Annotated in this window: 23 protein-coding genes; 19 read left to right on the top strand and 4 right to left on the bottom strand. The window is 33.6% G+C overall.

The features are described 5' to 3' along the window. Complete coding sequence (locus tag ACU1LP_RS05400; protein ID WP_445734354.1) at positions 1 to 1,005, bottom strand: purple acid phosphatase family protein; 1,005 nt, start codon at positions 1,003 to 1,005, stop codon at positions 1 to 3. A 36-nt stretch (positions 1,006 to 1,041) separates the two neighbouring features. Next, positions 1,042 to 3,804: a TonB-dependent receptor gene (locus ACU1LP_RS05395; RefSeq protein WP_445734353.1), complete on the bottom strand. Its 2,763-nt coding sequence runs from the start codon at positions 3,802 to 3,804 to the stop codon at positions 1,042 to 1,044. 851 nt (positions 3,805 to 4,655) lie between these two features. On the opposite strand from ACU1LP_RS05395, the gene ACU1LP_RS05390 reads away from it, so the two are divergent. The 10 genes from ACU1LP_RS05390 (at position 4,656) to ACU1LP_RS05345 (ending at position 13,130) form a co-directional block, all read left to right on the top strand. After that, complete coding sequence (locus tag ACU1LP_RS05390) at positions 4,656 to 5,765, top strand: sensor histidine kinase (RefSeq protein ID WP_445735778.1); 1,110 nt, start codon at positions 4,656 to 4,658, stop codon at positions 5,763 to 5,765. Then, a complete protein-coding gene (locus ACU1LP_RS05385; protein ID WP_445735777.1) occupies positions 5,762 to 6,481 on the top strand; it encodes a LytR/AlgR family response regulator transcription factor in 720 nt (239 codons plus the stop codon). Before ACU1LP_RS05390 ends, ACU1LP_RS05385 begins: the two co-directional genes overlap by 4 nt. A gap of 123 nt (positions 6,482 to 6,604) precedes the next feature. Continuing rightward, a complete protein-coding gene (locus ACU1LP_RS05380; RefSeq protein WP_445735776.1) occupies positions 6,605 to 7,765 on the top strand; it encodes an Lcl C-terminal domain-containing protein in 1,161 nt (386 codons plus the stop codon). A 122-nt stretch (positions 7,766 to 7,887) separates the two neighbouring features. Next, on the top strand, positions 7,888 to 9,117 hold the full coding sequence (locus ACU1LP_RS05375; RefSeq protein WP_445735775.1) for an Lcl C-terminal domain-containing protein: 1,230 nt from the start codon (positions 7,888 to 7,890) through the stop codon (positions 9,115 to 9,117). Positions 9,118 to 9,249: 132 nt separating this feature from the next. Beyond that, entirely contained in the window at positions 9,250 to 10,284 is a 1,035-nt protein-coding gene (locus tag ACU1LP_RS05370; protein ID WP_445735774.1) for an arylsulfotransferase family protein, read from the top strand. 195 nt (positions 10,285 to 10,479) lie between these two features. After that, positions 10,480 to 11,229 (top strand): YHYH protein, encoded by a 750-nt coding sequence (locus tag ACU1LP_RS05365; RefSeq protein WP_445735773.1) that lies wholly within the window; start codon positions 10,480 to 10,482, stop codon positions 11,227 to 11,229. 110 nt (positions 11,230 to 11,339) lie between these two features. Further along, positions 11,340 to 11,813 carry a toxin-antitoxin system YwqK family antitoxin gene (locus tag ACU1LP_RS05360; protein ID WP_445735772.1) on the top strand — a complete coding sequence of 158 codons (474 nt, stop codon included), beginning with the start codon at positions 11,340 to 11,342 and terminating at the stop codon, positions 11,811 to 11,813. Further along, positions 11,782 to 12,447 carry an SCO family protein gene (locus ACU1LP_RS05355; protein ID WP_445735771.1) on the top strand — a complete coding sequence of 222 codons (666 nt, stop codon included), beginning with the start codon at positions 11,782 to 11,784 and terminating at the stop codon, positions 12,445 to 12,447. Before ACU1LP_RS05360 ends, ACU1LP_RS05355 begins: the two co-directional genes overlap by 32 nt. A gap of 142 nt (positions 12,448 to 12,589) precedes the next feature. Further along, positions 12,590 to 12,829: a ribbon-helix-helix domain-containing protein gene (locus ACU1LP_RS05350; RefSeq protein ID WP_445735770.1), complete on the top strand. Its 240-nt coding sequence runs from the start codon at positions 12,590 to 12,592 to the stop codon at positions 12,827 to 12,829. Continuing rightward, entirely contained in the window at positions 12,822 to 13,130 is a 309-nt protein-coding gene (locus ACU1LP_RS05345) for a type II toxin-antitoxin system RelE/ParE family toxin (protein WP_445735769.1), read from the top strand. Before ACU1LP_RS05350 ends, ACU1LP_RS05345 begins: the two co-directional genes overlap by 8 nt. A gap of 67 nt (positions 13,131 to 13,197) precedes the next feature. On the opposite strand, the gene ACU1LP_RS05340 is transcribed toward ACU1LP_RS05345, so the two are convergent. Continuing rightward, entirely contained in the window at positions 13,198 to 13,422 is a 225-nt protein-coding gene (locus tag ACU1LP_RS05340) for a DUF6730 family protein (protein ID WP_445735811.1), read from the bottom strand. An 85-nt stretch (positions 13,423 to 13,507) separates the two neighbouring features. Here ACU1LP_RS05340 and ACU1LP_RS05335 point away from each other — a divergent pair, with 85 nt between their 5' ends. From ACU1LP_RS05335 to ACU1LP_RS05295, 9 genes are all read left to right on the top strand, one after another. Next, a complete protein-coding gene (locus ACU1LP_RS05335) occupies positions 13,508 to 14,071 on the top strand; it encodes a TetR/AcrR family transcriptional regulator (RefSeq protein WP_445735768.1) in 564 nt (187 codons plus the stop codon). Positions 14,072 to 14,144: 73 nt separating this feature from the next. Beyond that, a complete protein-coding gene (locus tag ACU1LP_RS05330; protein ID WP_445735767.1) occupies positions 14,145 to 14,708 on the top strand; it encodes a carboxymuconolactone decarboxylase family protein in 564 nt (187 codons plus the stop codon). Between the two features lie 274 nt (positions 14,709 to 14,982). Beyond that, complete coding sequence (locus tag ACU1LP_RS05325; RefSeq protein WP_445735766.1) at positions 14,983 to 15,291, top strand: EthD family reductase; 309 nt, start codon at positions 14,983 to 14,985, stop codon at positions 15,289 to 15,291. A 20-nt stretch (positions 15,292 to 15,311) separates the two neighbouring features. Then, complete coding sequence (locus ACU1LP_RS05320) at positions 15,312 to 15,962, top strand: DsbA family oxidoreductase (RefSeq protein WP_445735765.1); 651 nt, start codon at positions 15,312 to 15,314, stop codon at positions 15,960 to 15,962. A 1-nt stretch (position 15,963) separates the two neighbouring features. Then, positions 15,964 to 16,350: a DoxX family protein gene (locus tag ACU1LP_RS05315; RefSeq protein WP_445735764.1), complete on the top strand. Its 387-nt coding sequence runs from the start codon at positions 15,964 to 15,966 to the stop codon at positions 16,348 to 16,350. 8 nt (positions 16,351 to 16,358) lie between these two features. Beyond that, on the top strand, positions 16,359 to 17,156 hold the full coding sequence (locus ACU1LP_RS05310) for a haloacid dehalogenase type II (protein WP_445735763.1): 798 nt from the start codon (positions 16,359 to 16,361) through the stop codon (positions 17,154 to 17,156). Between the two features lie 183 nt (positions 17,157 to 17,339). Continuing rightward, the gene (locus ACU1LP_RS05305; protein ID WP_445735762.1) at positions 17,340 to 18,170 is read left to right on the top strand and encodes a helix-turn-helix domain-containing protein; all 831 of its coding nucleotides are present in this window, start codon (positions 17,340 to 17,342) and stop codon (positions 18,168 to 18,170) included. A gap of 99 nt (positions 18,171 to 18,269) precedes the next feature. Continuing rightward, positions 18,270 to 18,818 carry a carboxymuconolactone decarboxylase family protein gene (locus tag ACU1LP_RS05300; RefSeq protein ID WP_445735761.1) on the top strand — a complete coding sequence of 183 codons (549 nt, stop codon included), beginning with the start codon at positions 18,270 to 18,272 and terminating at the stop codon, positions 18,816 to 18,818. A gap of 787 nt (positions 18,819 to 19,605) precedes the next feature. Further along, entirely contained in the window at positions 19,606 to 20,115 is a 510-nt protein-coding gene (locus ACU1LP_RS05295; protein WP_445734465.1) for a DUF3124 domain-containing protein, read from the top strand. A gap of 396 nt (positions 20,116 to 20,511) precedes the next feature. Here the strand turns inward: ACU1LP_RS05295 and ACU1LP_RS05290 are convergent, their stop codons facing one another. Continuing rightward, positions 20,512 to 21,981 carry a potassium/proton antiporter gene (locus ACU1LP_RS05290; RefSeq protein WP_445734466.1) on the bottom strand — a complete coding sequence of 490 codons (1,470 nt, stop codon included), beginning with the start codon at positions 21,979 to 21,981 and terminating at the stop codon, positions 20,512 to 20,514. Positions 21,982 to 22,478: the final 497 nt, after the last annotated feature.

The raw sequence follows: 22,478 nt of genomic DNA, 5'->3' as shown, positions 1-22,478 counted from the left end.
TTATTCTTTTTTAATTTCAGTGGTGTAAATTATATTTCCTTTATAATTTATGACCTGCACCAACATGTGTTCTTTAGTTATTGAAACCGCCATAAAGCCCTGAACAGAAGCTGCAAATTTTGACATACCTTCTATCATTCCTGTTCTTCTAACTTCTGAACCTGCACCGGAAATAAAATGATGGGTCCTGCCTTCAGGCTTAATATATTGTAAATCGTGCTCATGCCCTGCAAAATAAACATCGGCGTTGCTCCTCTTTAAAATGGGCTGGAGTGAATTTCTTATTTGTTCTGTGTCCTCAATCCGTTTTCCTCCAGAATATAATGGATGATGACCTGAAAAAATAGTCCAATCTGCTTTTGGCTTGGAGATCATAAGACTGTCCAACCATTTTATCTGTTTCGTAGAATCTTGAGTCTTAACATTAGCATAGGCATCTTCAGTATAATATTTCTTTTCAAGTGGACATGTGTCCAAAAATAAAAAATGAACATATAATCCTGTTTCTTCATCTGTAAACTCATAGTCAAAATATCGTGATGGCATATTCCATCGTTGACTTTTATTGGTATAATCTACTTGTGCCTGAGGGTTTCCTCTGTAATCATGATTACCCAAAACTACATGCCAAGGGATTTCAAGATGATACCCTTTATAAACATTTTCATAAGAAAACATCCAGTTAGGGTCATCAATACTTGCTACACCATTTGGATAGAAATTATCTCCTAATGCTATAACAAATTCGGCATCCATCCGTTTAGCTGCTTCGTCCATTCTGTTGGCCACATCTTGTTGATGGTAGTCTCCTTTTCTTCCCCAATCTCCAATGACTAAAAAATGGAGTGCATCATCCCAAACAACTAAGCTATCTGTTACAGCATAAACACTCTCACTTAATTTAGAAGAATTTACTTGAACCTCTCTTAAAGAAGAGCAACTAATAGCAACTCCCAAAACACTTATTAGTGAAAGTACAATTAAACTTTTTTTGATGTATCTCATTATTGAAAATTCTAAAGGTTCAAACCAAACAATTAATTAAAAATTGAATCTTACCCCGAGTCTTCCCCAACTACCATAACGTTGTCTTTCTTTTGGAGTTGCCAAATTGTTATAAAGCTCAATTTGATTTTCGTCGTTTAAGTTAACAAGTTCCATATAGACAGTCATACGTTTTTTAGCAAAGGTTTGACTTGCTGAAAAATCAATTTGAACTCTATTGTCTATTCGAATTGCATCACCGCCATCAAATTCGCTTGTGAAAGCTCCATTAAAATTTAGTGATAGCCTTGCATCAAACCCACCCTTGTTATAGCCTAAAGCCGCATTACCGATATGTTTAGCTTGCCCTGGCAAATCAATCTCTACAGCTTCCTCATCACTTTCGGTAAAATTTGTAACTTCTGCTTTAGATTCTGTATACGTATAATTGGCATATACTACAAAGCCTTTTAAAAATCCTGGTAGAAAAGTCAGTTTTTGTTGATAACCTATTTCAAAACCTAATAAATCAGCAGTATCTCCATTAACAGCTTGTGTAACTTCTACATCTGGTATGCCTCTAAATGTTCGGTCGATGGTCGTTTGGTATATAAAATTGTCAAGTTTTTTATAAAACACACCACCACTTAACAGACCTATTGTGCCAAAATAGTGTTCTCCAAATAAGTCTAAATTAATGGCTTCTACTGGGACAAGGTCTGGATTTGAAATTGAAGCTTCCAAATCTGCGGAGTTAAATACGGCTCCTTGTGCTAAATCTTGAAAGTTTGGTCGAGAATAACTTTGTGTTGCTGATGCTCTTAAAATGGTGTTATCACTAAAGTTGTATTTTAAATGCACCATTGGTAACAAGTAATCATATTTTGAAGTACCGTTTGTTTTAATTGCAGCTTCCTCCTCTTCGTCATATATTCCTGACGCGTATCTGAATTTTGTTAATTCGTATCTCAATCCACTAAGTAACATTAATTTACCAAAATTAATTTTACCCATAGCATAAGTTGAATATACATCTTCAGAGACAATGTATTCTTGAGAAATAGTCTCTTCAATTGACGCGGCAGTGTCTTCTTCAAAATCACTAAAATTTGAATTAAAGAAACTACTAAAGGCACTTGGAGAAGGAAATGCTCCCAATGTCGTATTAAATTCGTTGTCCATAAATCCATTACCAACAAAGCCATCTGAAAAGTTATTTAATGTTAAATCACCATCGTACTCATATAAACTGAAAGATCTCACATCAAACTCTTTGTCTTTAAAACGCATTTTACCGCCAAACTTTATTTCGCCTGTGTTATCAGAAACTTTAAAAGGCATCGCTATATTCGTTTTTAGTGTAATGTTTCTGTCATCTGCTCTGGTGCTTTCTTGTTCCATTTCTTTAAATTCTAATATACTATTGTCTGTCAGTGGATTACTACTCGCTGGTGACCCATCAAAACTAATTAGTTTCGGGCTTAATCTGTCTGACAAATCAAATTCAAAAGCAGAGCCTTCGTTTTCGAATACATATTGATTGTTTCTCGGAGTGTCTTGCCATGCTTCCGAATATGAAAATTCATAATCAAATTTCACATTGGGAGATATTGTAACCCCTCCTAAATTCAAGCTAAATATCCCTTGGTTTTCTTGCCTGTCTTTAAGCTCTTTAGAATAAACATATTCTATATCGCCTTCATCTTCTTGGGCTTCTAAGACTATTCTACGCCGTAATTCAACCTCCTTTAATTCACTATATAACACTCGGGCATAAACGTTCGTTTTCTCTCCTTTATAATCTAAAGTCGTACTTGCCCCATAGCGGTTTCTTTCAATTTCGTAATCTGAAATTTCTACTTGCTCAACATCATTAGTACCAGCATCACCCCAACCATCAAATCCATATCTATCAGTAGCCTTTTGGCTACCGGCATAACTACCATTTACTATAAAACCAAATTTACCATTTTCAGATCGTTTACTTACAGATATATTACCTTGACCCGTTGTTTTTTCAGAGCCATCATTATACTCTAAAGCCGCCGCCCCACTAATGGTTAATTTTCTTTTGGTAGCCATAGGGGTGGTTAAGTTGATCGATCCTCCAATAGCATCTCCATCCATATCGGGTGTAATAGATTTACTGACCTCTAAAGACGCTAATTGGTTTGAAGGGATTGCATCTAATGCCACAGACCTAAAGCCCCCTTCTGGTGATGGTATTTGCTCGCCGTTAACACTAATATTGGTAAATTGTGGCGCTAAACCACGTACTAAAACAAAACGCCCATCTCCTTCATCTCTTTGTAGATTCACACCGGAAACTCTTTGCAAAGATTCTGCCGAGTTCTGATCAGGGAATTTCCCCATTTCATCGGCAGAAACGACATTTTTTAAATTATCTGCAGATTTTTGTTGATTCAGTGCCTTACGCTGGCCATCAAGTGAACCAGTCAAGACCACTTGATCTAATGCCATCGCTTCTGGCTCTAACTCTATATTTACAGTTTTGGTTTCCCCTGCAGCAATTTCAACAGTTATTTTTTTCGTTTTATTCCCTATGTAGCTAACTTCAATTTCAAATTTACCAGAAGAAACAAAAAGCGTATACCCGCCATTAAAATCTGTTGTAGCACCATTTGATGTTCCAACAACAATTATGTTTGCTCCGGGTAGTGGTCCTTTTAGTTCTGTATCTGTAACTATTCCTTTTATTACGGCTCTTTCTTGTGAAGATACTTTTTGGAAAGATAGTAAAGACATGAAAAGAAATATGCCATAAATTAAATGCTTGGTAAGTTTAGTTGTTTTTTTCATTTGTTTTATTAGTTAAAGAAAGTTTTTCAAACATAAAATGAAAATCTGTACAAAATCTGTATTGATGTTCAATTTTATGTTATAAAATTGTAAAATTGGATTAGATGATTTTGAGGATATTAGACAATAGGATGAGTGTCTTAAGTCAAATCTCCGGTAGAAAAAAGTAAAAATTACAACAATTTTTTAATTAAGGTTGTTCACATAACCCAATACAATAAGTAACAATCCTTTAAAAACAGTGCCTTAGAGACTTCGGGCTGTAAAAATGGTGTAAACTTTTGATTTCTTTTAATATTATTATAGTATCTATCTAACAAATTTGCTTTTTCTATTAGAAGCTAATATACTTTTTAAATCGAGTTTGATTTGCTTCCTATACTCAAAAATTAATGTAATAAGATGTATTTCGTCCATCTCCTTCAACTTTGAAAACTTTTAACTCCACTAATTTTTGTAAATCCCTTGTAGCTGTTGGTTTAGATGTTTAGGTAACCCGAATATTTTTTAGCAGTCAGACCTCCTTCAAATCCTTTTGGTCCTTCTTCAAGCATACGTTCAATTACTTTAAATTGACTTTTAATTATATAAATGACTCAAAAACGCATAAAATAATGAGCCGATTAACCAAACTAATCGGCCCATTATGGATTAAATGATGTTTTTACTATTATCTATCTTAAAAAATTACTGTTTTTTTGTAGAGATAGATTCCCTCCCTTCTTAGGACACCTTAAAATTTGACAAATAGTTTTTATTGACTCAAACAGTGTTTCTATTGAAAATATTTGAATGCTAACTATAATATTTGCAGTTTTACCGAATCTTAATAGAGCTTAAAAAAAGCATTTATGAATCTGGAGTTCTTAGACAAACGAAATTCAAAGAGTTTTGAGTTAATTTTTATTTCATCCTTTTGGGGGTTACTATTTACCGCACCACTATTCTTTCAGTGGATTAATAAAGACACGATAAACTGGAAAATAATTTTTAATATTTGGTTTGATTACTTACCATTGTTTATTATCTTTTGCATAAACAGATATATTTTAATTCCCCTGTTTTTGTTTAAATCGCGCCCGTCTTTTTATCTACTTTTTGCAACCCTATTAATTGCACTAACCGTACTAGGTTCTATAACCATCCGAAAACAGTTAAATCCGCAACAAACACCTCCCTCACATGGAGAGGCTTTACTGCAGTTTCCTGATTCTAACAAAGCCCTAAAACAAAGAATGACTGGAAAGGAAGAAACTCCTATGTCTACAACACCGCCCTATATAAACCTTATATTATTATCCATTTTATTTGTAGGTTTTGATACTGGAATGAAACTTTCTGTAAAATGGGCGCAAGCACTACAGCAAAAAGCCGAGATAGAAAAAGAAAACATTAAAAATGAATTAGCTTTTCTACGAAATCAAATTAGTCCACATTTTTTAATGAATACGCTCAATAATATTCATTCACTAGTTGATTTCGACACTAAAGAAGCAAAAAGTTCTATTGCCAAACTTTCGGTATTAATGCGTCATCTTTTATACGAATCTGACGAAACCCCAACTGCTTTAGTTAAAGAAATAAATTTCATCAACAGTTATATTGAACTTATGAAATTGCGCTTTTGCGAAGAGGTAGATATTCAATTCAATTCACCAGAACAACTACCCGATATTACTATTCCTCCATTACTTTTTACGAATATTCTCGAAAATGCATTTAAGTATGGAATAAGTTATGAGAAAAAATCATTCGTTCATATTAGTTTACTTATTCATAATAACGAACTTGAATTTAGTGTCTCTAACAGCGTGCATAAAAAAATAAAAACCACACAACAGTCTGGGATAGGTATAGAAAACACTGAAAAGCGCCTCAAATTACTTTACAACACGAATTACACTTTTACGCATACTGAACAAGAAAATGTATTTATTTCAACTATAAAGATACCTATATGATAACATGTATAGCAGTAGACGATGAACCTCTGGCACTTAGACAGATTGTTTCTTATATTGAGAAAACTCCCTTTCTGCAACTTTCTGCAAAATTTTCTAATGCCACCTTGGTAAAGGAGTACCTAAAAAACAATGAAGTAGATTTACTATTTTTGGATATCAATATGCCAGACCTAAGTGGTATGGAATTGGCCAAATCACTCGAAAATCCTCCCAAAATAATTTTCACTACAGCTTATAGTGATTATGCCATAGAAGGCTATAAGGTAAATGCGGTAGATTATTTGCTAAAACCAATTGAATACCAAGATTTCTTGTTGGCATCAACCAAAGCGGAAGTTCTTATAAAAAAAGAGAGGCTTCTTAAAACAGAAATAAAAAAGACAGGCGATTATCTGTTTATTAAATCAGGGGCAAAGCATATTCGGATCAATTTTAACGACATCGAATATCTTGAAGCTCAAAAAGAGTACGTCTATATTTATTTAATAAATAGTGGTGAGCCTGTAAAAACATTAATTCGACTTAAAAATATCGAAGAAGTAGTACCCAAGGGCAATTTTATGCGTATTCACCGCTCCTTCATTGTTAACCTCAATCATATTGTTACAGTAGAACGTAACAGAATTATTTACAGTGACAAAAGATTCATTGTAGTGAGCGATACTTACCTTAATCAATTTAAGGAATTTATTAGTAATAATTTTTACAACTAAGGTTCTATTGATTAAATGCTGCCTTCCATTGATAATGCTTTTTTTTGATTCATGACTTTAAGTTCTTTGTAGTAAGTTAATATTTAAATCAAAGAGATGATAAATTATAGCAAAAAACTATTTATGGCACTTGGTATATTTGTGTCAGTTATTTTAGTAGCAAAAGGTCAATCTACTTATCCCATTGTAGATACAGGGGTGAAAGCGTTTTATAACGATGAGACACTAATAACAGCACCCACCAAGGGGCAAGCCTATTACGGGCAAGATGCAACATATACCGGCAATCAACCGTCTTACACAGATAATAACGACGGTACAATTACTGACCTTGTTACAGGCTTGGTATGGGAGAAGGATATGGGGGTTAAATTAACTTTTAAGCAAGCCTTTGCAAAAGCTCAAAAATCAAATCTCGGAGGACATACAGATTGGCGAGTGCCAACGATAAAAGAATTGTATTCACTCATCTTATTTACAGGTAAAGTAAAAGGTGCTGTTTCTATAGATAAGTTTATTGATACAAAATATTTTAATCAACCACTTGGAAATACAAGTATTGGTGAACGTGAGATTGATGCGCAAACTTGGTCCGCAACAGAATATGTAGGGCGTACAATGAGAAAGGATGAAACTGTTTTTGGCGTCAATTTTGTTGATGGACGAATTAAAGGATATCCTAAATATAAGCCTAAAACGGGTGATGAAAACACCATGTATTTCCGTTTAGTAAGAGGCAACACTACATATGGGAAAAATAATTTTATTGATAATAGAGATGGTACAATAAGTGATTATGCTACGGGATTGATGTGGCAAAAAGCTGATGATGGCAAAGGACGAGATTGGGAAGCGTCTTTAGCGTATGCCGAAAATATGGAACTAGCAAGCCATTCCGATTGGCGCTTACCTAATGCAAAAGAATTACAAAGTATTGTTGATTACTCCAGATCGCCTCAAACAACAAACTCCCCAGCAATAGACCCCATCTTTAACACAACAGAAATAAAGGATCCGGATGGGAAAACGGGACAATACCCATTCTTTTGGACAAGCACAACCCATTTAGATGGTAGAAATCCATTTGCTAGTGCGGCGTATATTGCATTTGGCGAAGGACAAGGAAAAATGAGAGGAACATTGATGGATGTCCATGGAGCAGGCTGTCAAAGAAGCGATCCTAAAAGTGGAAATGAAAACAGCTATCCTCAGTTTTTTGGTCCTCAAGGAGATGTTCGATATGTGTGCAACTTTGTACGATGTGTGAGAACAATAAAAGAATAATGCTTTGATTTTTCTTAAATATAGCATTTCATTGATTTAATCCTGCTTTCCATTGATACCATTTCTATTTAAAACCTGCTCTAAGTAAATTTGACTATTATAAATAAATAAAAACAACTATTATGAATATTAAACACATTAAATTTTCGGCAATACTACTACTTACAATTGCATTTTTTTCATGTAGTAAAGACGACTCAGAAATAGAAGTTGATGCTCCAGTTGTGGTTACAACAACTAATCTAACTTACCCAATTGTTGATACCAATGTTTCTGAGTTTTACAGTGATATTGCTTTAATAACAAACCCAACTGTAGGACAGTCTTATTACGGACAAGATGCGACCTACTCAGGAAATCAATCATCGTACACCGATAATGGTAACGGAACGGTTACCGATAATGTAACTGGCTTAATGTGGCAACAAGATATGGGAAGCAAAATGTCCTATGATGCAGCTATAGCATTAGTAGAAACTATAAATTTGGGTGGGCATACAGACTGGAGAATACCTACTATAAAAGAGCTTTATTCATTAGCTCAGTTTACAGGCCAATGTTTTGGCGATGATTCTGTAAATATGTTCATTGATACAAAATACTTCGAACAACCTATTGGAGATGAGTCTATAGGCGAAAGAGAAATAGATGGACAAACATGGTCCAAAACACAATATGTGGGACGTATAATGAATGGAGATGAAGCTATTTTTGGTTATAATTTTGTTGATGGTAGATTAAAAGCATACCCTAAATACAAGCCAGCAACTGGTTCCCCTAATACTATGTATTTTAGAATGGTGAGAGGTAACGAATCTTATGGCAAAAACAACTTTACAGATAATGGTGATGGAACAATTACAGATAATGCAACAGGTTTAATGTGGCAACAGGCTGATAACGGAAGTACTTACGACTGGGAAAATGCACTAGACTACGCAGAGTCACTTACTCTTGCCGGTCATGATGACTGGAGAATGCCGAACGCTAAAGAATTACAGAGTATTGTGGATTATACGCGAAGCCCGTCAACCACTTCTTCACCAGCAATCGATCCCTTGTTCTCTTGCACCCCAATCATTGATACCGATGGTAATTCAGGGCAGTATGGTTATTATTGGTCAAGTTCAATATTAAAAGATGGACCAAATCCGTATAGCGATGCAGTATATTTCTGTTTTGGAAAAGCGCAAGGCGTAATGAATGGTAGTCTAATGGATGTGCATGGTGCCGGAGCGCAACGTAATGATCCAAAATCTGGTGCTTCAGCAAATTTTCCTGATAATTTTGGTCCACAAGGCGATGTTCGTTATGTGTACAATTTTATCAGATGCGTAAGAAATATAGATTAAGAACTATCTATTGAAAATAATATTAAAGTATAACCTAATAATGATTTGAAAACAGTATCAGCTAATAATTCATAGGATAGCGCACTTTTTAAATTAGATCTGCTAAATAACAAGCAAAAGCATAATAGAAATATGAAACACTTAAAAATTTTTATTGCTATCATCGCGAGTTTTTTAATTTTCTCTTGCGAAAAAGATTCGAATAGTAATAATATAGAAACACCGATAGAAGATACAGTAAGTAAACTTAGTGATGGATACGTTCTTTATTCTTTTATGGGAGATAAAACGATACATTTAATTGATACAATAGGGAATGATGTTAAAACGTGGACATCGGCGTATAGGACTTCCGGAGGATATTATTTATCTAAAAATAAGACGCTTCTTCGTTTAGGTTCAACACCCGAAGCTAGTACAGGAATTTTTTCTGGTGGTGGTGCTGTTGGAGGCGTTATCGAAGAACTTGACGATAATAGCAATGTAATTTGGTCTATTCGTAAAGACAGTAACTCTGCTACATTTCATCATGATTTTAAAGAGGTAGATGAAAATACAATAATTGCTCTTACATGGGAACTTGTAGCATACAATGGAAATGAATACTGGAATGAAAACATATTGCTAATAGACAAAACCAGTGATTCGATTATTTGGGAATGGAACGCTATAAATGATGGCGCCCTTATTCCAAACGAGAATGATAAAACAGACTTTCTCCATTTTAATTCTATTGATTATAAAAACGGCTCTATTTTAATAAGCTCCAGAGGCCAAAATAAACTCTATTTAATCAATAAAGAAAGCAAGGAAATAACAGCAACGCTATCTGTTAATGGTACTTTATCTGGTCAGCATGACGCGACCCTTTTAGATAATGGAAATATCTTAGTCTTTAATAATAATGCAGGTAACAATAAATCAGAGGTGTTAGAAATAACAAAGTCGGATGCCCTTATATGGCAATATTCAAATAATTTTTATTCTGATCATATATCCGGAGTTTATCGTTTAGAATCAGGTAATACGATTATTTGTTCGGGTATAGAAGCACGTATTATAGAGGTTACCCAAGCTGGGGAAGAAGTATGGGATTACACACCAGAGAGCACTAATACAACTAAGAGTTCTGAAATATTCAAGATTAGAAAATATTCTAGTTATTAATATTAAATGGGCGTTATGGTTGTTACTTGTCACGGTATAGACTTTCCTATTTGAAAGTGAATTACAATATATCCGGTACTAAGCTTACAAGTAAGTACTAGTAAAAATAATCCAACAACAAAAAATCATTGACCGATTAACCTTTTTTAAAAATCAATAGTCATAATAAAATAAACAAATAAAAATAGAATTTATATGAAATCAAAATATATTAAAAACTGCGCCGTAATAATAATCTTTTTAAGCCTAATTAGTTGTAGTGAAGATGATAAGGTAATTACCACTGAAACTATAGAAGTTCCTGCTGTATATTCAAAAATTTATGGAGCAACAAGTATTACAAGCGATGGAACTTATATTACCATTAAAACAAATGGTACACCAGACCATAAGAGTGTTTATTATCCAACTTCAAATGAATTATACGAGGGTTTTAGCGGTACAACTTTTGAGGGATATACTTTCAAAAAAAATCCCAATACAATAGCTTCTTTTGACTACACTTTCAAAATACCTTTAAACCCAACAGTAGCTACTAACCATGTAGCGACACCACTTGGAGCCATAGGTGTTTCTTTAAACGGTGTGCCCTTATTTAATCAATATGCAGGACCCAATCAACCGCTTACCGACGAGTTTCAAAGTTTTGATAAATATTGGGGACACCCAACAGCAAACGGAACTTTTCATTATCATATTGAACCACTATATTTAACAACCGTAACAGCAAGTAAGTCTGCCTTACTTGGTTTTTTATTAGATGGTTTTCCTGTTTATGGTCCTGAAGAAAATGGCTCAGACGTTACTGGATTGGATGCGTATCATGGCCATAACCATGCTACTGAAGATTATCCTGAGGGTATTTATCATTATCATATTACCAATACAGCCCCTTATATAAACGGAAACGGATTTTATGGAACGCCTGGAACTGTAACACAGTAATGAAATACGTTTATTTAATTTCCCTGTTTATTTGTATGTGTTCGTGTAAAAACGAAACAAATGAAACTGCTTTGAAATACAAAATTCCAACGTCATTTGTTTTAAAATCAATGACTACAATAAAAGCCAGTTTACTTTATGTAGAGGATAAAACCTATTCAGGTTTTGTTTACGAATTACACCCAGAAACCGCAGATACACTTTTAATAGAAAGTTATTACAAAGGATTAAAAGAAGGTGTTGCTAAAAAATGGTATGATGATAATAAATTAATGGAATTGCGACATTATGCTTCCGGACAAAAAAACGGTAAGCAAATTGCATTTTGGGAAAACGGTAATAAAAGATTTGAATATACCGCCAAAAATGATGCGTACGAAGGCGAATTAAAAGAATGGAATATAGATGGATTGTTATTCCATTTAGCTCATTATAGCAACGGACAAGAAGAAGGTTCGCAAAAACTATGGTATGATAACGGGAAAATTAGAGCAAATTACGTTATCATTAATGGGAAAAGATATGGATTGTTAGGAACTAAAAATTGTGTAAATGTATCGGATAGTATTTTTTTTAATAAGTAGTGTTTTATTTACAGGTTGCAAAAACAGCAACAAACAGGAGCATCATACAGAGCAGCACTTAGCTTTGCCTTACTATAATGACCCGACTTTTACACCTGTATTTATTCAGGATGCATCTAGCGTTCCAAACGAAATTACGCATACTATTGATGATTTTGAATTTTTAAATCAAGACAGTGTTTTAGTGAATCAAGATATTATTGAAAATAAAATACACGTTGCTAATTTTATTTTTACAAGTTGTGGTAGTATTTGCCCCATCATGACAGACCATTTAAAAATAGTAAGCGATAGCTTACAAAACAATAAAGACATTATTTTTTTATCTTATTCTGTTACGCCTTGGATAGATACGCCTAGCGTATTAAACGCATACAAGAAAAACAATGACATAACAAACACGAATTGGCAATTCCTAACAGGTTCAAAAAGTGAGATCTATAAATTGGCTAGACAGTCTTATTACGCAGAAGAAGATATTGGCTTCAATAGAGACAGTACAGAATTTTTGCATACAGAGCATTTCATTTTAGTAGACAAAACCAAAAGAATTCGAGGTGTTTATAATGGCACCTTAACTCTAGACATGAAAGCCCTTATAAATGATATAAACACTTTACAAAATGAAAGATAATACTTTTGATAACAAAGTATTATTTATTGCTTTGGCAGTACTTATCTAGTAAATTCTGACCTGTCATGAAATAAGGCTACATAATTCTAAACATTTTGTAAATATATTTTTTTGGTGTAAATTTACATCAAAAACGAATCTCGTGGCACGACAAAGCATTTCATTGACACAACCAAATGACGAATGGTTAAAAACTCAAGTTGAGACTAACGAGTATTCCAGTAAAAGTGAACTTGTAAATGACCTAATAAGACAGGCAAGAAATCAACAACGACAAATTGATTGGATAAGCTCGAAATTAGAAAAAGCTGAAAATAGCGGTTTTACAAATGATAGTAAAGAGCAAATTTTAGCAAAATCAAAGTCTTTATTGAATGGCTAAATACCAGTTAAGTAGCGTAGCTAAAGATGACTTAATTAGAATTCATCATTACGGCGTAAAGAAGTTTGGCATAACACAAGCTGACAAATACATAACACAAGCTGACAAATATTATAACTCATTTTTTGAGTATTTTGACATTATTGCTCAACGTCCATTCTCGTTTGAATCGGTTGACTTTATTAAATACGGATATAGACGCTGTGTCTGTGGAACTGACAGCATTTATTTTAAAGTTAATCATGACATTGTAGAGATAATGGCTATAATTGGAAGGCAAGATTTAAAAAATATATTATAAAAATTACAGTTGGCAACAAAGAACAGAGTTATACGAATTAAATTCTATTTTATTTTATTTTATTTTATTAAAATAAACGAAAAGATACAACTCCAAACAAAATCGCAACTATAAAAACCACAACCGCCCAAGTAGGATATATTTTGGCTTGCTTTATTTTACTTTCAAAACGGTTTTCAAATCGTTCCATAAAAACTTTGTGTGATGCCATTTCCTGCTGATGTATTTCAATAATAGACTTATACCCTTTTAAATCCATCTTGATTTTTGTCTCTTTTAATTGATTGTTAATTTTATACAGTAAAATTCAAAAATGAATGTTAAAATGTTTTTTTATTTCTAACCGATTGTTTAGTTTTGTCCAGTGATTAAAAACAATGGCAAGAAAAAAGGAATATAAAGAAGAAGAGGTTATCGAAAAAGCAATGCGCTTATTCTGGCGTAATGGCTATGAAAACACCTCTATGCACATGCTTGAAAAAGAAATGGGCATCAATAAGTTTTCTATATATTCCAGTTTTAGCAACAAGCATGGGGTTTTCCTTGAAAGTCTAAAATGTTACAAGGCTAAAACAAATACTATGTTTGAGAAATTTAAAAACGCCTCAAATGGTGTGGAAGACATCAAGCAGTTTTTTTATGACTCTGTAAGTATCTGCAATCAAGAAGGCAATGAAAAAGGTTGTTTATTGACTAATACGTATAATGAATTTTCTGGAAGTGAGGACGCATTAGTAAAAGAGCAGATGACTTCCTTTATGGATAATTTAAAAAACTTATTCATTGAAAAATTAAAAATGGATACCTCAAAAGATAAAGAGACCATTTTAAAGCAGGCTAACTTTTTGGTATTGGCAAAGCATGGTTTGGTAGCTGCTACCAGAGTGAATACACCAAAAGAAATTGAAGATTATATAGAAATGACATTTAAAAGTATTTAAAACATTTTTTTAACTGAAATCTAAACGATTGTTTAGATATAACATATTAATAATAAATTTAAAAACAGAAATTATGACAACCTTAAAAGTTCACAACATTGAAACTGCTCCGGAAGGCAGCAAAGCATTATTAGAACAATCTCAAAAAGCATACGGCATGATTCCGGGTTTACATGGTGTATTGGCAGGAGCTCCAGGAACTCTTGAAGCCTACCAAACATTACATGAATTATTTGTTAACTCTTCATTTAACGAGGAAGAATTAACCGTAGTATGGCAGTCCATTAATGTAGAACATGCATGTCACTACTGTGTACCGGCACATACAGGTATTGCAAAAATGATGAAAGTAGATGACGGTATTACAGAAGCATTACGTAACGAAACAGCTCTTGAAAATCCGAAATTAGAAGCTTTGCGCACCATGACTTTAACGATAGTTCGGAATCGTGGACATGTAACACAGGAAGACTTAAACACTTTCTATGCTGCGGGATATGGTGAAAGACAAATAATGGAAATCCTTTTGGGATTATCTCAAAAAACAATAAGTAATTATGTAAATCATATTGCTAACACACCTGTAGATGCAGGATTTAAAAAGTTTGCTTGGTCTAAAGAAAATGTGGTTTCTTAATCCCTAAAAACCGCAGATTTTGATTGATAGCGATAAACCTTCCGTTAATTCGGAAGGTTTAGTTTTAAAAAGTAATTACAAATGAACTCATCTTGACTTTTTGTTTTTGATCGAAAATGAGCTGAAATTTGTTCAGATGAGACTATTTTTGAAATAGATAGCATCGCTACGCATGAAAAAATAGACAAAATATGGGCGAATTTAAGCCATTTTTTAGGGAATAGAAAAAGTCGAGATGAGTTCAATAATATAATAATAAACTAAAAGTTAAAACATGATCAAATTAACAGTAATGTATCCAAATACTCCAGATGTAAAATTCGATAAGAAGTATTATACAAATCAACACAGTCAATTACTTAAAGAGTTATTAGGTGATTCAATCCTATCATCTAACATTAATTTCGGAATTGCTGGAGGAAGTCCAGAACAACCTGCACCTTATGCTGTAATTGCAAATTTAGTTTTTGAATCTATGGAATCTTTCCAACACTCTTTTGGTGCAAATGCCGAATCCATTTTAGCTGATCTTCCAAATTTCACCAACGCGCAACCACAGGTTCAAATTAGCGAAATTTTATAATCCCCTATTAACACTAAAAAATGGCAGATAAGATTAAAATAGATATCGTTTCAGATGTGGTATGCCCATGGTGTACCATTGGATTCAAACGTTTAGAAAAAGCAATCGCAGATTTGGGTATTCAAGATCAGGTAGAAATTGAATGGCAACCTTTTGAACTAAATCCGAATATGCCCGTTGAAGGACAAAATGTACAAGAGCATATTGCAGAAAAATATGGTTCTACTTTAGAACAGCAAAAAGAATCGCAACAACACATGGTAGAAGCTGGTGCTGAACTAGGTTTTACATTCGATTATTATGACGAAATGCGGATGGGAAACACCTTTGATGCGCACGTACTTCTAGATTATGCTAAAGATTTTGGAAAGCAAACCGAATTAAATATGCGTTTAACAACAGCCTTTTTTAGTGAGCGAAAAGATGTATCTAAAAGAGAAGTTTTAAAACAAGCTTTAAAGGATGTAGGTTTAAATGCCGAAGAAGCTTTAGCAAAACTAGATGATGATGACGCACGTTATGAAGTAAAAAGCAAAGAAAGTTCTTGGCAAAGTTTAGGAGTAAGCTCTGTACCAACTATAGTATTTAACAGAAAAAGTGCAGTAACAGGTGCACAACCCGTTGATGTATTCAAGCAAGTACTAACCGAAGTAATTAAAAACAATAAGTAAAATGAAAAACATCAAAGACCAAATTATCAATATTATAGCAATACTTATAATGGCCTTTTTTGCAATGCCTAAATTATTGGGAAAACCACAAAGTATTGCTGGTTTTAAGCAATTTGAAAATGCCATTCATATAGATGCTGGTTTTTTTCGAATGTTTACTGGTATTTCAGAATTAGGGTTAGCGCTTCTTGTGTCATTTTTTGCAATCAGTAAGAACAAAACTATTGGAAAAATAGCTTTTTCTTTTTTACTAATTACCATGATTACAGCATTAGAATTAGAATTTTTTGCAAGACCAGAGCCTAAAAAACCATTAGTAATTATAGCTGTAATACTAGCATTGTTAGCTGTTTACAAATTAAAAACTATTAACCAAGCCTTTAACTAAACATTATAATGAAAAACAACAGAAGAAACTTTATAAAAAATATAGGAATTATGGGAACAGCAGGAATACTATTACCAAATGATATTTTGGGAAATACACAAGAAAACAAAAATATGAACCTCCAAAAAATAAGACCTAAAGTTTTATTCTTTGATGTAAACGAAACGCTACTTGACCTCGCTCAAATGAAAAAACAAGTGGGTGAAGCATTGGGAGGAAGAGAAGACTTAATGTCATTATGGTTTACCACGATGTTACAATACTCTTTAGTCACTTCAGCAAGTGGACAATACGAGCATTTTGGCAATATAGGTGCAGCTACACTACAAATGGTAGCAGCCAATAATAGTATTTCCATTTCGGAGGCAGAAGCACGAAAAACCATTGTTGAATCTTTAAGAGGTTTGCCGGCACATCCAGAAGTTAAAAATGCATTAGCTGAATTGAAAAAAGATGGTTACAAATTAGTATCGTTTACAAACTCATCCAATGAAGGCGTAAAAAAACAGTTTGAAAGTGCTGGATTGACAAAGTATTTTGATGAACGATTAAGCATAGAAGATGTTGGAAAATTCAAACCATTTAGAGACACTTATGATTGGGGAGCTCGTAAAATGGGTGTAAAACCTGAAGAATGCATGCTTATTGCAGCTCACGGATGGGATGTTGCAGGAGCTCTTTGGGCAGGTTGGCGCGCTGCATTTATCAATAGACCCGGGCAACAATTATTTCCATTGGCACCAAAAACCGAAATTGTAGCATCGGATTTACAAAAGGCAGCAGATATTTTAGTTACGTATTCTTAAGAACTGTTAATCATTAAAAAAGAAAAGTAATTTGATCCTGTTCTCGAATTTCAAATCCAATAATCTCGACACTCAACGTTACGATTTGCGGGTTTAATTACCATCCAATAATTTATTATCTTTTCATTCACAAATCAGAACTACGTTTAACCATTAGCGGGCTGTCATTCCGATAACGATAACATGAAAATAACAGGAAACACAGACGAATTTATTGAACTAACAGAACTCAGTTCTGATTCTCGCTCAATTTTTAAAAACCCAGAACCAAGTAGCTTAACCATACTTTGGTTTCAAACCGATAATAATGAGTTTATTATTGACGGTCAAACGTATGCCTTTTCTAAAAATCAAATTATTTTTTTAACCGAATTTCATAAGGTTACCGTTAATAAAAAGGGAGAAACAAACTATTTGAGATTTAACAGACCCTTTTATTGTATTATCGACCACGATACAGAAGTAAGCTGTAAGGGAGTCCTATTCTTCGGTTCATCTCAATTACCTATCATTCAAATTCCTGATGAAGAAATAGAGCATTTTGAAACCCTTTGGAAAATGTTTACTATAGAAATGAAATCAAAAGACAACCTTCAAATAAGTATGTTGCAAATGATGTTGAAAAGATATTTGATTCTTTGTACCCGATTGTATAAACTTCAAAAACAATTCCCCAATGAAAAAAATGAAACGGATGTGATCAGGGAATTTAATTTCTTGGTGGAACAACATTTTAAAACAAGACATACTGTTGCTGAATATGCCGACTTACTTCATAAATCACCTAAAACGATATCTAACATTTTTTCAAAAATAAGCCCTAAGTCGCCCTTAAAATATATTCAAGAACGAATTTTGTTGGAAGCAAAACGTTTGCTGTACTATTCGGATAAGCCAATAAAAGAAATTGCTTATGAAATTGGCTATGAAGATATCCAAACCTTCAGTCGATTTTTTAAGAATCAAGAAGGTAGTTCCCCTTCAAAATATCGCGAAAACCCCTATTCGGGATAAATTGCCAACTTATAGGGAAAACCTACCTAGCAAAGCACACTATTCTGTTCGCATCTTTGCACTATCAATAATGATAAACAATAATAAAAACAGAATATTATGACAACTTTTAAAGTACCAACAAGAGAAGAAGTTTCTTCAAACAATCAAGTAATTTTTGACAACCTAAAAAAAGCAGTAGGTTTTATGCCTAACATTTATGCCACCATTGCATATTCAGATACTGCTTTAGGCAACTACTTACCATTTGAGAGTGCAAAATCTTCACTTTCAAATAAAGAAAAAGAAGTAATCAATTTAATAACCAGTCAGGTAAATGGCTGTAGATATTGTCAATCGGCTCACACTGCCATTGGAAAATTAAATGGTTTTACTGACGAACAAGTTTTAGAATTAAGACAAGGATTTTTTTCTTCAGATAAAAAATACGATGCACTCGTTAAAACTGCCCAACAAATCACTTTAAACAAAGGAAAAGTTGATGATGTGACTTTGGAAGCATTTTTTAATGCAGGCTATACAAAAGGGAGTTTGGTAGATGTTATCTTAGTTGTTAACGCCGTTAGTGTAACAAATTATATACACAATTTAACTCAAGTTGAAATTGATTTCCCAATTGCTCCAGAGCTAGAAACCGTAATTGCATAAGTATAAAAGTTAGGTAGGGGAAATGCCTACTCGTAGGAAAATAGCTGTGGTTTAAATGGCTATAAGGCTGTATCAGTGCATTTTATAATGATAACAAATCATTCTTTTTCTACAAAAGAAGTTGTTACAGAAATAAAAAAAATCATTGTTGTCCGGCAAAAGAATCAAGACCGCTACGCTTCTAGAACATAGAATCAAGACTGGATTTTAACTAACAGATAATCAGTCAATATTGGATTTGTCATTTTAGAAAACCTTTATTTTTTAATTTGTTGTAAAAGCAAGGTCCATTTCATATTAAAATCTTTTAACCCATAGCCAATCTATTGTTCGGGCTGTTTTAAACATTTTTATCGGACACTACTGAAAAAAAATAAATACTTTTTAGATAAAACAACGAATTCAAAGTGCGAGTAATATACTTGCACTTTTTTATTTTCTGTGATTGGATTTATGTTTTCAAAGTAGAAAATAGAAGGGATTTTCAATGTTGACGAAGTCAAATGCTTCTCTATATACACTAACCTTAATCCTCTCTTTTTGTTCTTTCTGGTTTAAAACTTAAATTTAATATCTTTATTCAAAATTAAACTTAGGATAAACGTTATATGCAATTCCCCACATCACGGAAAACCGAGATTAATTTCTACAGCTAACGTCAAATCTTTAGACTTTTTTTAAAAAATTCAGAGCTTAAAAATTGGCAAAAGCCTATGAATAAAGGATTATAAACAAAATTTAACTAAATTTGACGTTAGTCAGAATTTTGAACAAACATTGAACTAAAATGAAGAAAGCGACCTTATTGATATTATTTATTGCATTACTTTTTGCCTGCAATGAACGAAACGAAATAAGTTCTATAAACCCAGAAAACTGGTCAAAGAGAACTGCCAACCTAAACACAAAGGATTCGCTGGAATCCGGAAAATCCTATTTATCAATTTACTCACAGATCTACAGTTTATCGGAACACAAAACACATAATCTTACCGCAATGGTTAGTTTGAGAAATACAAGCGATTTAGATACAATCTATATATTGAAAGCTGAATATTATGACACACACGGAAAATCTGTTCGAAAGTATTTTAACCAGCCAATATATTTGGCACCTATGGAAACAACAGAGATAATCATAGATGAAACTGATGTTACTGGAGGAACCGGCTCGAATTTTATTTTTGAATGGAAAATCCCAAAAAACTGTTCGGAACCTTTATTTGAAGGTGTTATGAATTCGACATTGGGACAGCAAGGTTTGTCTTTTACAACACAAGCAATACGTATCAAATAATATGGCTGAATATATAACAACACTTTTTTTTATTTTTGCGGTAATTGACCTCTATGTACGGGCTATAACGGTCTGGTATAGGTGCAGAATGGGAGAGAATATACCCCAACCGGCTGAGCACAAACACCCGTATTGTGCCTATTTGTTGGCTGCTGTGCTTTTTTTTCAATCGATGGTTTAAAAAATTCTTATGGTTTTGCCCACAGTACTTACAGTTATTACTTCCTGTGTGTTGTGAGCTGTTAATATACAACCTTTTTCAATCGGTTGTATTCCCTTATTTTATTACCATCAATTTCTTCAGTAATATGCGTGATTATTCTACATTGTTGCAAAAAACATCAAAATTGGTAACAAGCGTAAATACCAGACGATAAATATTTAAGCCTAGACCTTTTATATTTTCTGTGTTTTAAGTGTTTTGTAAACTTCATCAAAAATTTTAGGTCTGTCAGCAAGAACAATTAGTGTGTCTTGTGCTTCAATTTTTGTTAAACCGTTTGGAATTATATAGCTGCCATCTCTTTTAATCATAGCTATTATCGCATTTTTTGGAAAGCCTAACTCGACGATTTTCTTATTTACTGCAAAGCAGTCTGAAGTTATTAAGAGTTCTTTCATTTCAGCTTTGGGATTTTCTGCCAATAGCAAATCAGTTGCGGTCAATTTCTTTTGTTTTTCCGGTAATCCTACATGTAACCATTTTGCAACAATGGAAAGGGTAGTTCCTTGGATTAATATGGAGGTAACCGAAATAAAAAACACAATGTTAAAAATCATGTGTGCTTTGTCAATTCCTGCCAAAAGCGGATAAGTAGCAAACACAATAGGGACCGCACCACGCAGCCCAACCCAAGAAATATAAAATCTTCTTCTCAGTTTCATTTTGAAGAATATAAGGCTGATAAATACGCCTATAGGTCGGGCAACAACTATCAGGAACAATGAAATGAGTAGTCCAATACCCATATATGGAACGATTTGAGAAGGAAAAACAAGTAAGCCTAAGGTGAGGAACAGCACAATTTGCATGAGCCAAGCCAAGCCATCAAACATTTTCAAAATGGTTTTTTTGTGTATCAGGTCTTGATTGCCCAAGTAAACCGCACAAATGTAAATGGCAAGAAACCCGTTACCCCCTACAAAATCGGTGGCAGAAAATGTGATGAACATCAGGGCAATCACTAAAACTGGGTAGAGCCCTTCAAAGTCTAATTTTATTCTGTTTATGATGTACTTACTAAGTACTCCAAAAGCAATACCTAGAATACCACCTAAAATCATTTGTTGTAAAAACAAGGGGATTATGGACAAAAAACTTTTGTCTTGATTGATTACCAATGTTAAAAATGCAATGGTCAGCACATACGCCATCGGATCGTTACTTCCGCTTTCCAATTCTAAAGTGGGTCTTAGGTTGGTTTTTAACGCAAGGCTTTTTGAACGTAGGATTGAAAATACAGCGGCTGCATCTGTTGAAGATACAATCGAACCTAATAACAGACTCTCATAAATGGTAAAGTCGGTAACAAGCCATACAAAAATGCCAAGAGAAGTCGCTGTCAATAAAACACCTAGTGTCGATAGTGCAATTCCTTCCCGAAGAATGGGTTTAACGGCTGTCCAATTGGTATCAAGTCCACCTGAAAACAATATAAAGTTAAGGGATACTACGCCAATGAACTGGGCAAGTTTTGGGTCATTAAAATGGATACCTCCAATACCATCAGAGCCCGCCAACATGCCTATTGCCAAAAAGAGCAATAAAGTGGGAACGCCAAACTTATAAGAAGTCTTACCTGCAATAATACTAACAAGAAGTAATAAAGAGCCAACTAATAGTATATTTTCAATCGTTAAATGCATTCTTTTTCCTAACATATCTCATGCCTCAAAGGTATTTCTTTTCGTCAAATAAGTTGGTAAAATTGTCGATTTGTTTATCTCTTTGGCAATCCGCATTCTGTCAGCTTACACTATGTTGTTTCGGAGTTGTTCAGCATTGCAACCAATACAGGCAGGTATAAATATAATTTCTATTTTTGGTCTAACAAAGGCTGTTGCTATTTTGTCACTTCTTCTTTTCCTGCTGAAAATCCTTATAATGGGGCCACTCCAAAAAGGGTCAAAAGCTTTAACAGGGTGAATTTGATCGTAATCCTTCAATCTATAAAGAATTTTTGGTTTAACCTGTATAGTAAACCCGATTAACCTGAATACAAATCTAACTTTAGAATATTTTAAATGTTTAATTGGGGAATTATAATTGCTGTATAAAATTTACTTTATAGGTATAAGCGTTTAGGTCGCAATAAATTATCTTTGTCAAATGACAGAGCGCAATATTTTTAGAGGAGTGAATT

This window comes from Mariniflexile sp., from assembly GCF_052728615.1.
Note: the sequence above shows the minus strand (reverse complement) of the source record. Positions and strands in the feature narration are given on the sequence as shown.

Bases quoted from the DNA above. Each gene is read 5' to 3' on its own strand.
- ACU1LP_RS05330 (WP_445735767.1), top strand. From the start codon at position 14,145: ATGACAACCTTAAAAGTTCACAACATTGAAACTGCTCCGGAAGGCAGC.
- ACU1LP_RS05335 (WP_445735768.1), top strand. From the start codon at position 13,508: ATGGCAAGAAAAAAGGAATATAAAGAAGAAGAGGTTATCGAAAAAGCA.
- ACU1LP_RS05305 (WP_445735762.1), top strand. From the start codon at position 17,340: ATGAAAATAACAGGAAACACAGACGAATTTATTGAACTAACAGAACTC.
- ACU1LP_RS05345 (WP_445735769.1), top strand. From the start codon at position 12,822: ATGGCTAAATACCAGTTAAGTAGCGTAGCTAAAGATGACTTAATTAGA.
- ACU1LP_RS05395 (WP_445734353.1), bottom strand. From the start codon at position 3,804: ATGAAAAAAACAACTAAACTTACCAAGCATTTAATTTATGGCATATTT.
- ACU1LP_RS05365 (WP_445735773.1), top strand. From the start codon at position 10,480: ATGAAATCAAAATATATTAAAAACTGCGCCGTAATAATAATCTTTTTA.
- ACU1LP_RS05310 (WP_445735763.1), top strand. From the start codon at position 16,359: ATGAAAAACAACAGAAGAAACTTTATAAAAAATATAGGAATTATGGGA.
- ACU1LP_RS05385 (WP_445735777.1), top strand. From the start codon at position 5,762: ATGATAACATGTATAGCAGTAGACGATGAACCTCTGGCACTTAGACAG.
- ACU1LP_RS05355 (WP_445735771.1), top strand. From the start codon at position 11,782: ATGTATCGGATAGTATTTTTTTTAATAAGTAGTGTTTTATTTACAGGT.
- ACU1LP_RS05290 (WP_445734466.1), bottom strand. From the start codon at position 21,981: ATGCATTTAACGATTGAAAATATACTATTAGTTGGCTCTTTATTACTT.
- ACU1LP_RS05320 (WP_445735765.1), top strand. From the start codon at position 15,312: ATGGCAGATAAGATTAAAATAGATATCGTTTCAGATGTGGTATGCCCA.
- ACU1LP_RS05380 (WP_445735776.1), top strand. From the start codon at position 6,605: ATGGCACTTGGTATATTTGTGTCAGTTATTTTAGTAGCAAAAGGTCAA.
- ACU1LP_RS05300 (WP_445735761.1), top strand. From the start codon at position 18,270: ATGACAACTTTTAAAGTACCAACAAGAGAAGAAGTTTCTTCAAACAAT.
- ACU1LP_RS05400 (WP_445734354.1), bottom strand. From the start codon at position 1,005: ATGAGATACATCAAAAAAAGTTTAATTGTACTTTCACTAATAAGTGTT.
- ACU1LP_RS05325 (WP_445735766.1), top strand. From the start codon at position 14,983: ATGATCAAATTAACAGTAATGTATCCAAATACTCCAGATGTAAAATTC.
- ACU1LP_RS05360 (WP_445735772.1), top strand. From the start codon at position 11,340: ATGACTACAATAAAAGCCAGTTTACTTTATGTAGAGGATAAAACCTAT.
- ACU1LP_RS05375 (WP_445735775.1), top strand. From the start codon at position 7,888: ATGAATATTAAACACATTAAATTTTCGGCAATACTACTACTTACAATT.
- ACU1LP_RS05390 (WP_445735778.1), top strand. From the start codon at position 4,656: ATGAATCTGGAGTTCTTAGACAAACGAAATTCAAAGAGTTTTGAGTTA.
- ACU1LP_RS05295 (WP_445734465.1), top strand. From the start codon at position 19,606: ATGAAGAAAGCGACCTTATTGATATTATTTATTGCATTACTTTTTGCC.
- ACU1LP_RS05315 (WP_445735764.1), top strand. From the start codon at position 15,964: ATGAAAAACATCAAAGACCAAATTATCAATATTATAGCAATACTTATA.
- ACU1LP_RS05370 (WP_445735774.1), top strand. From the start codon at position 9,250: ATGAAACACTTAAAAATTTTTATTGCTATCATCGCGAGTTTTTTAATT.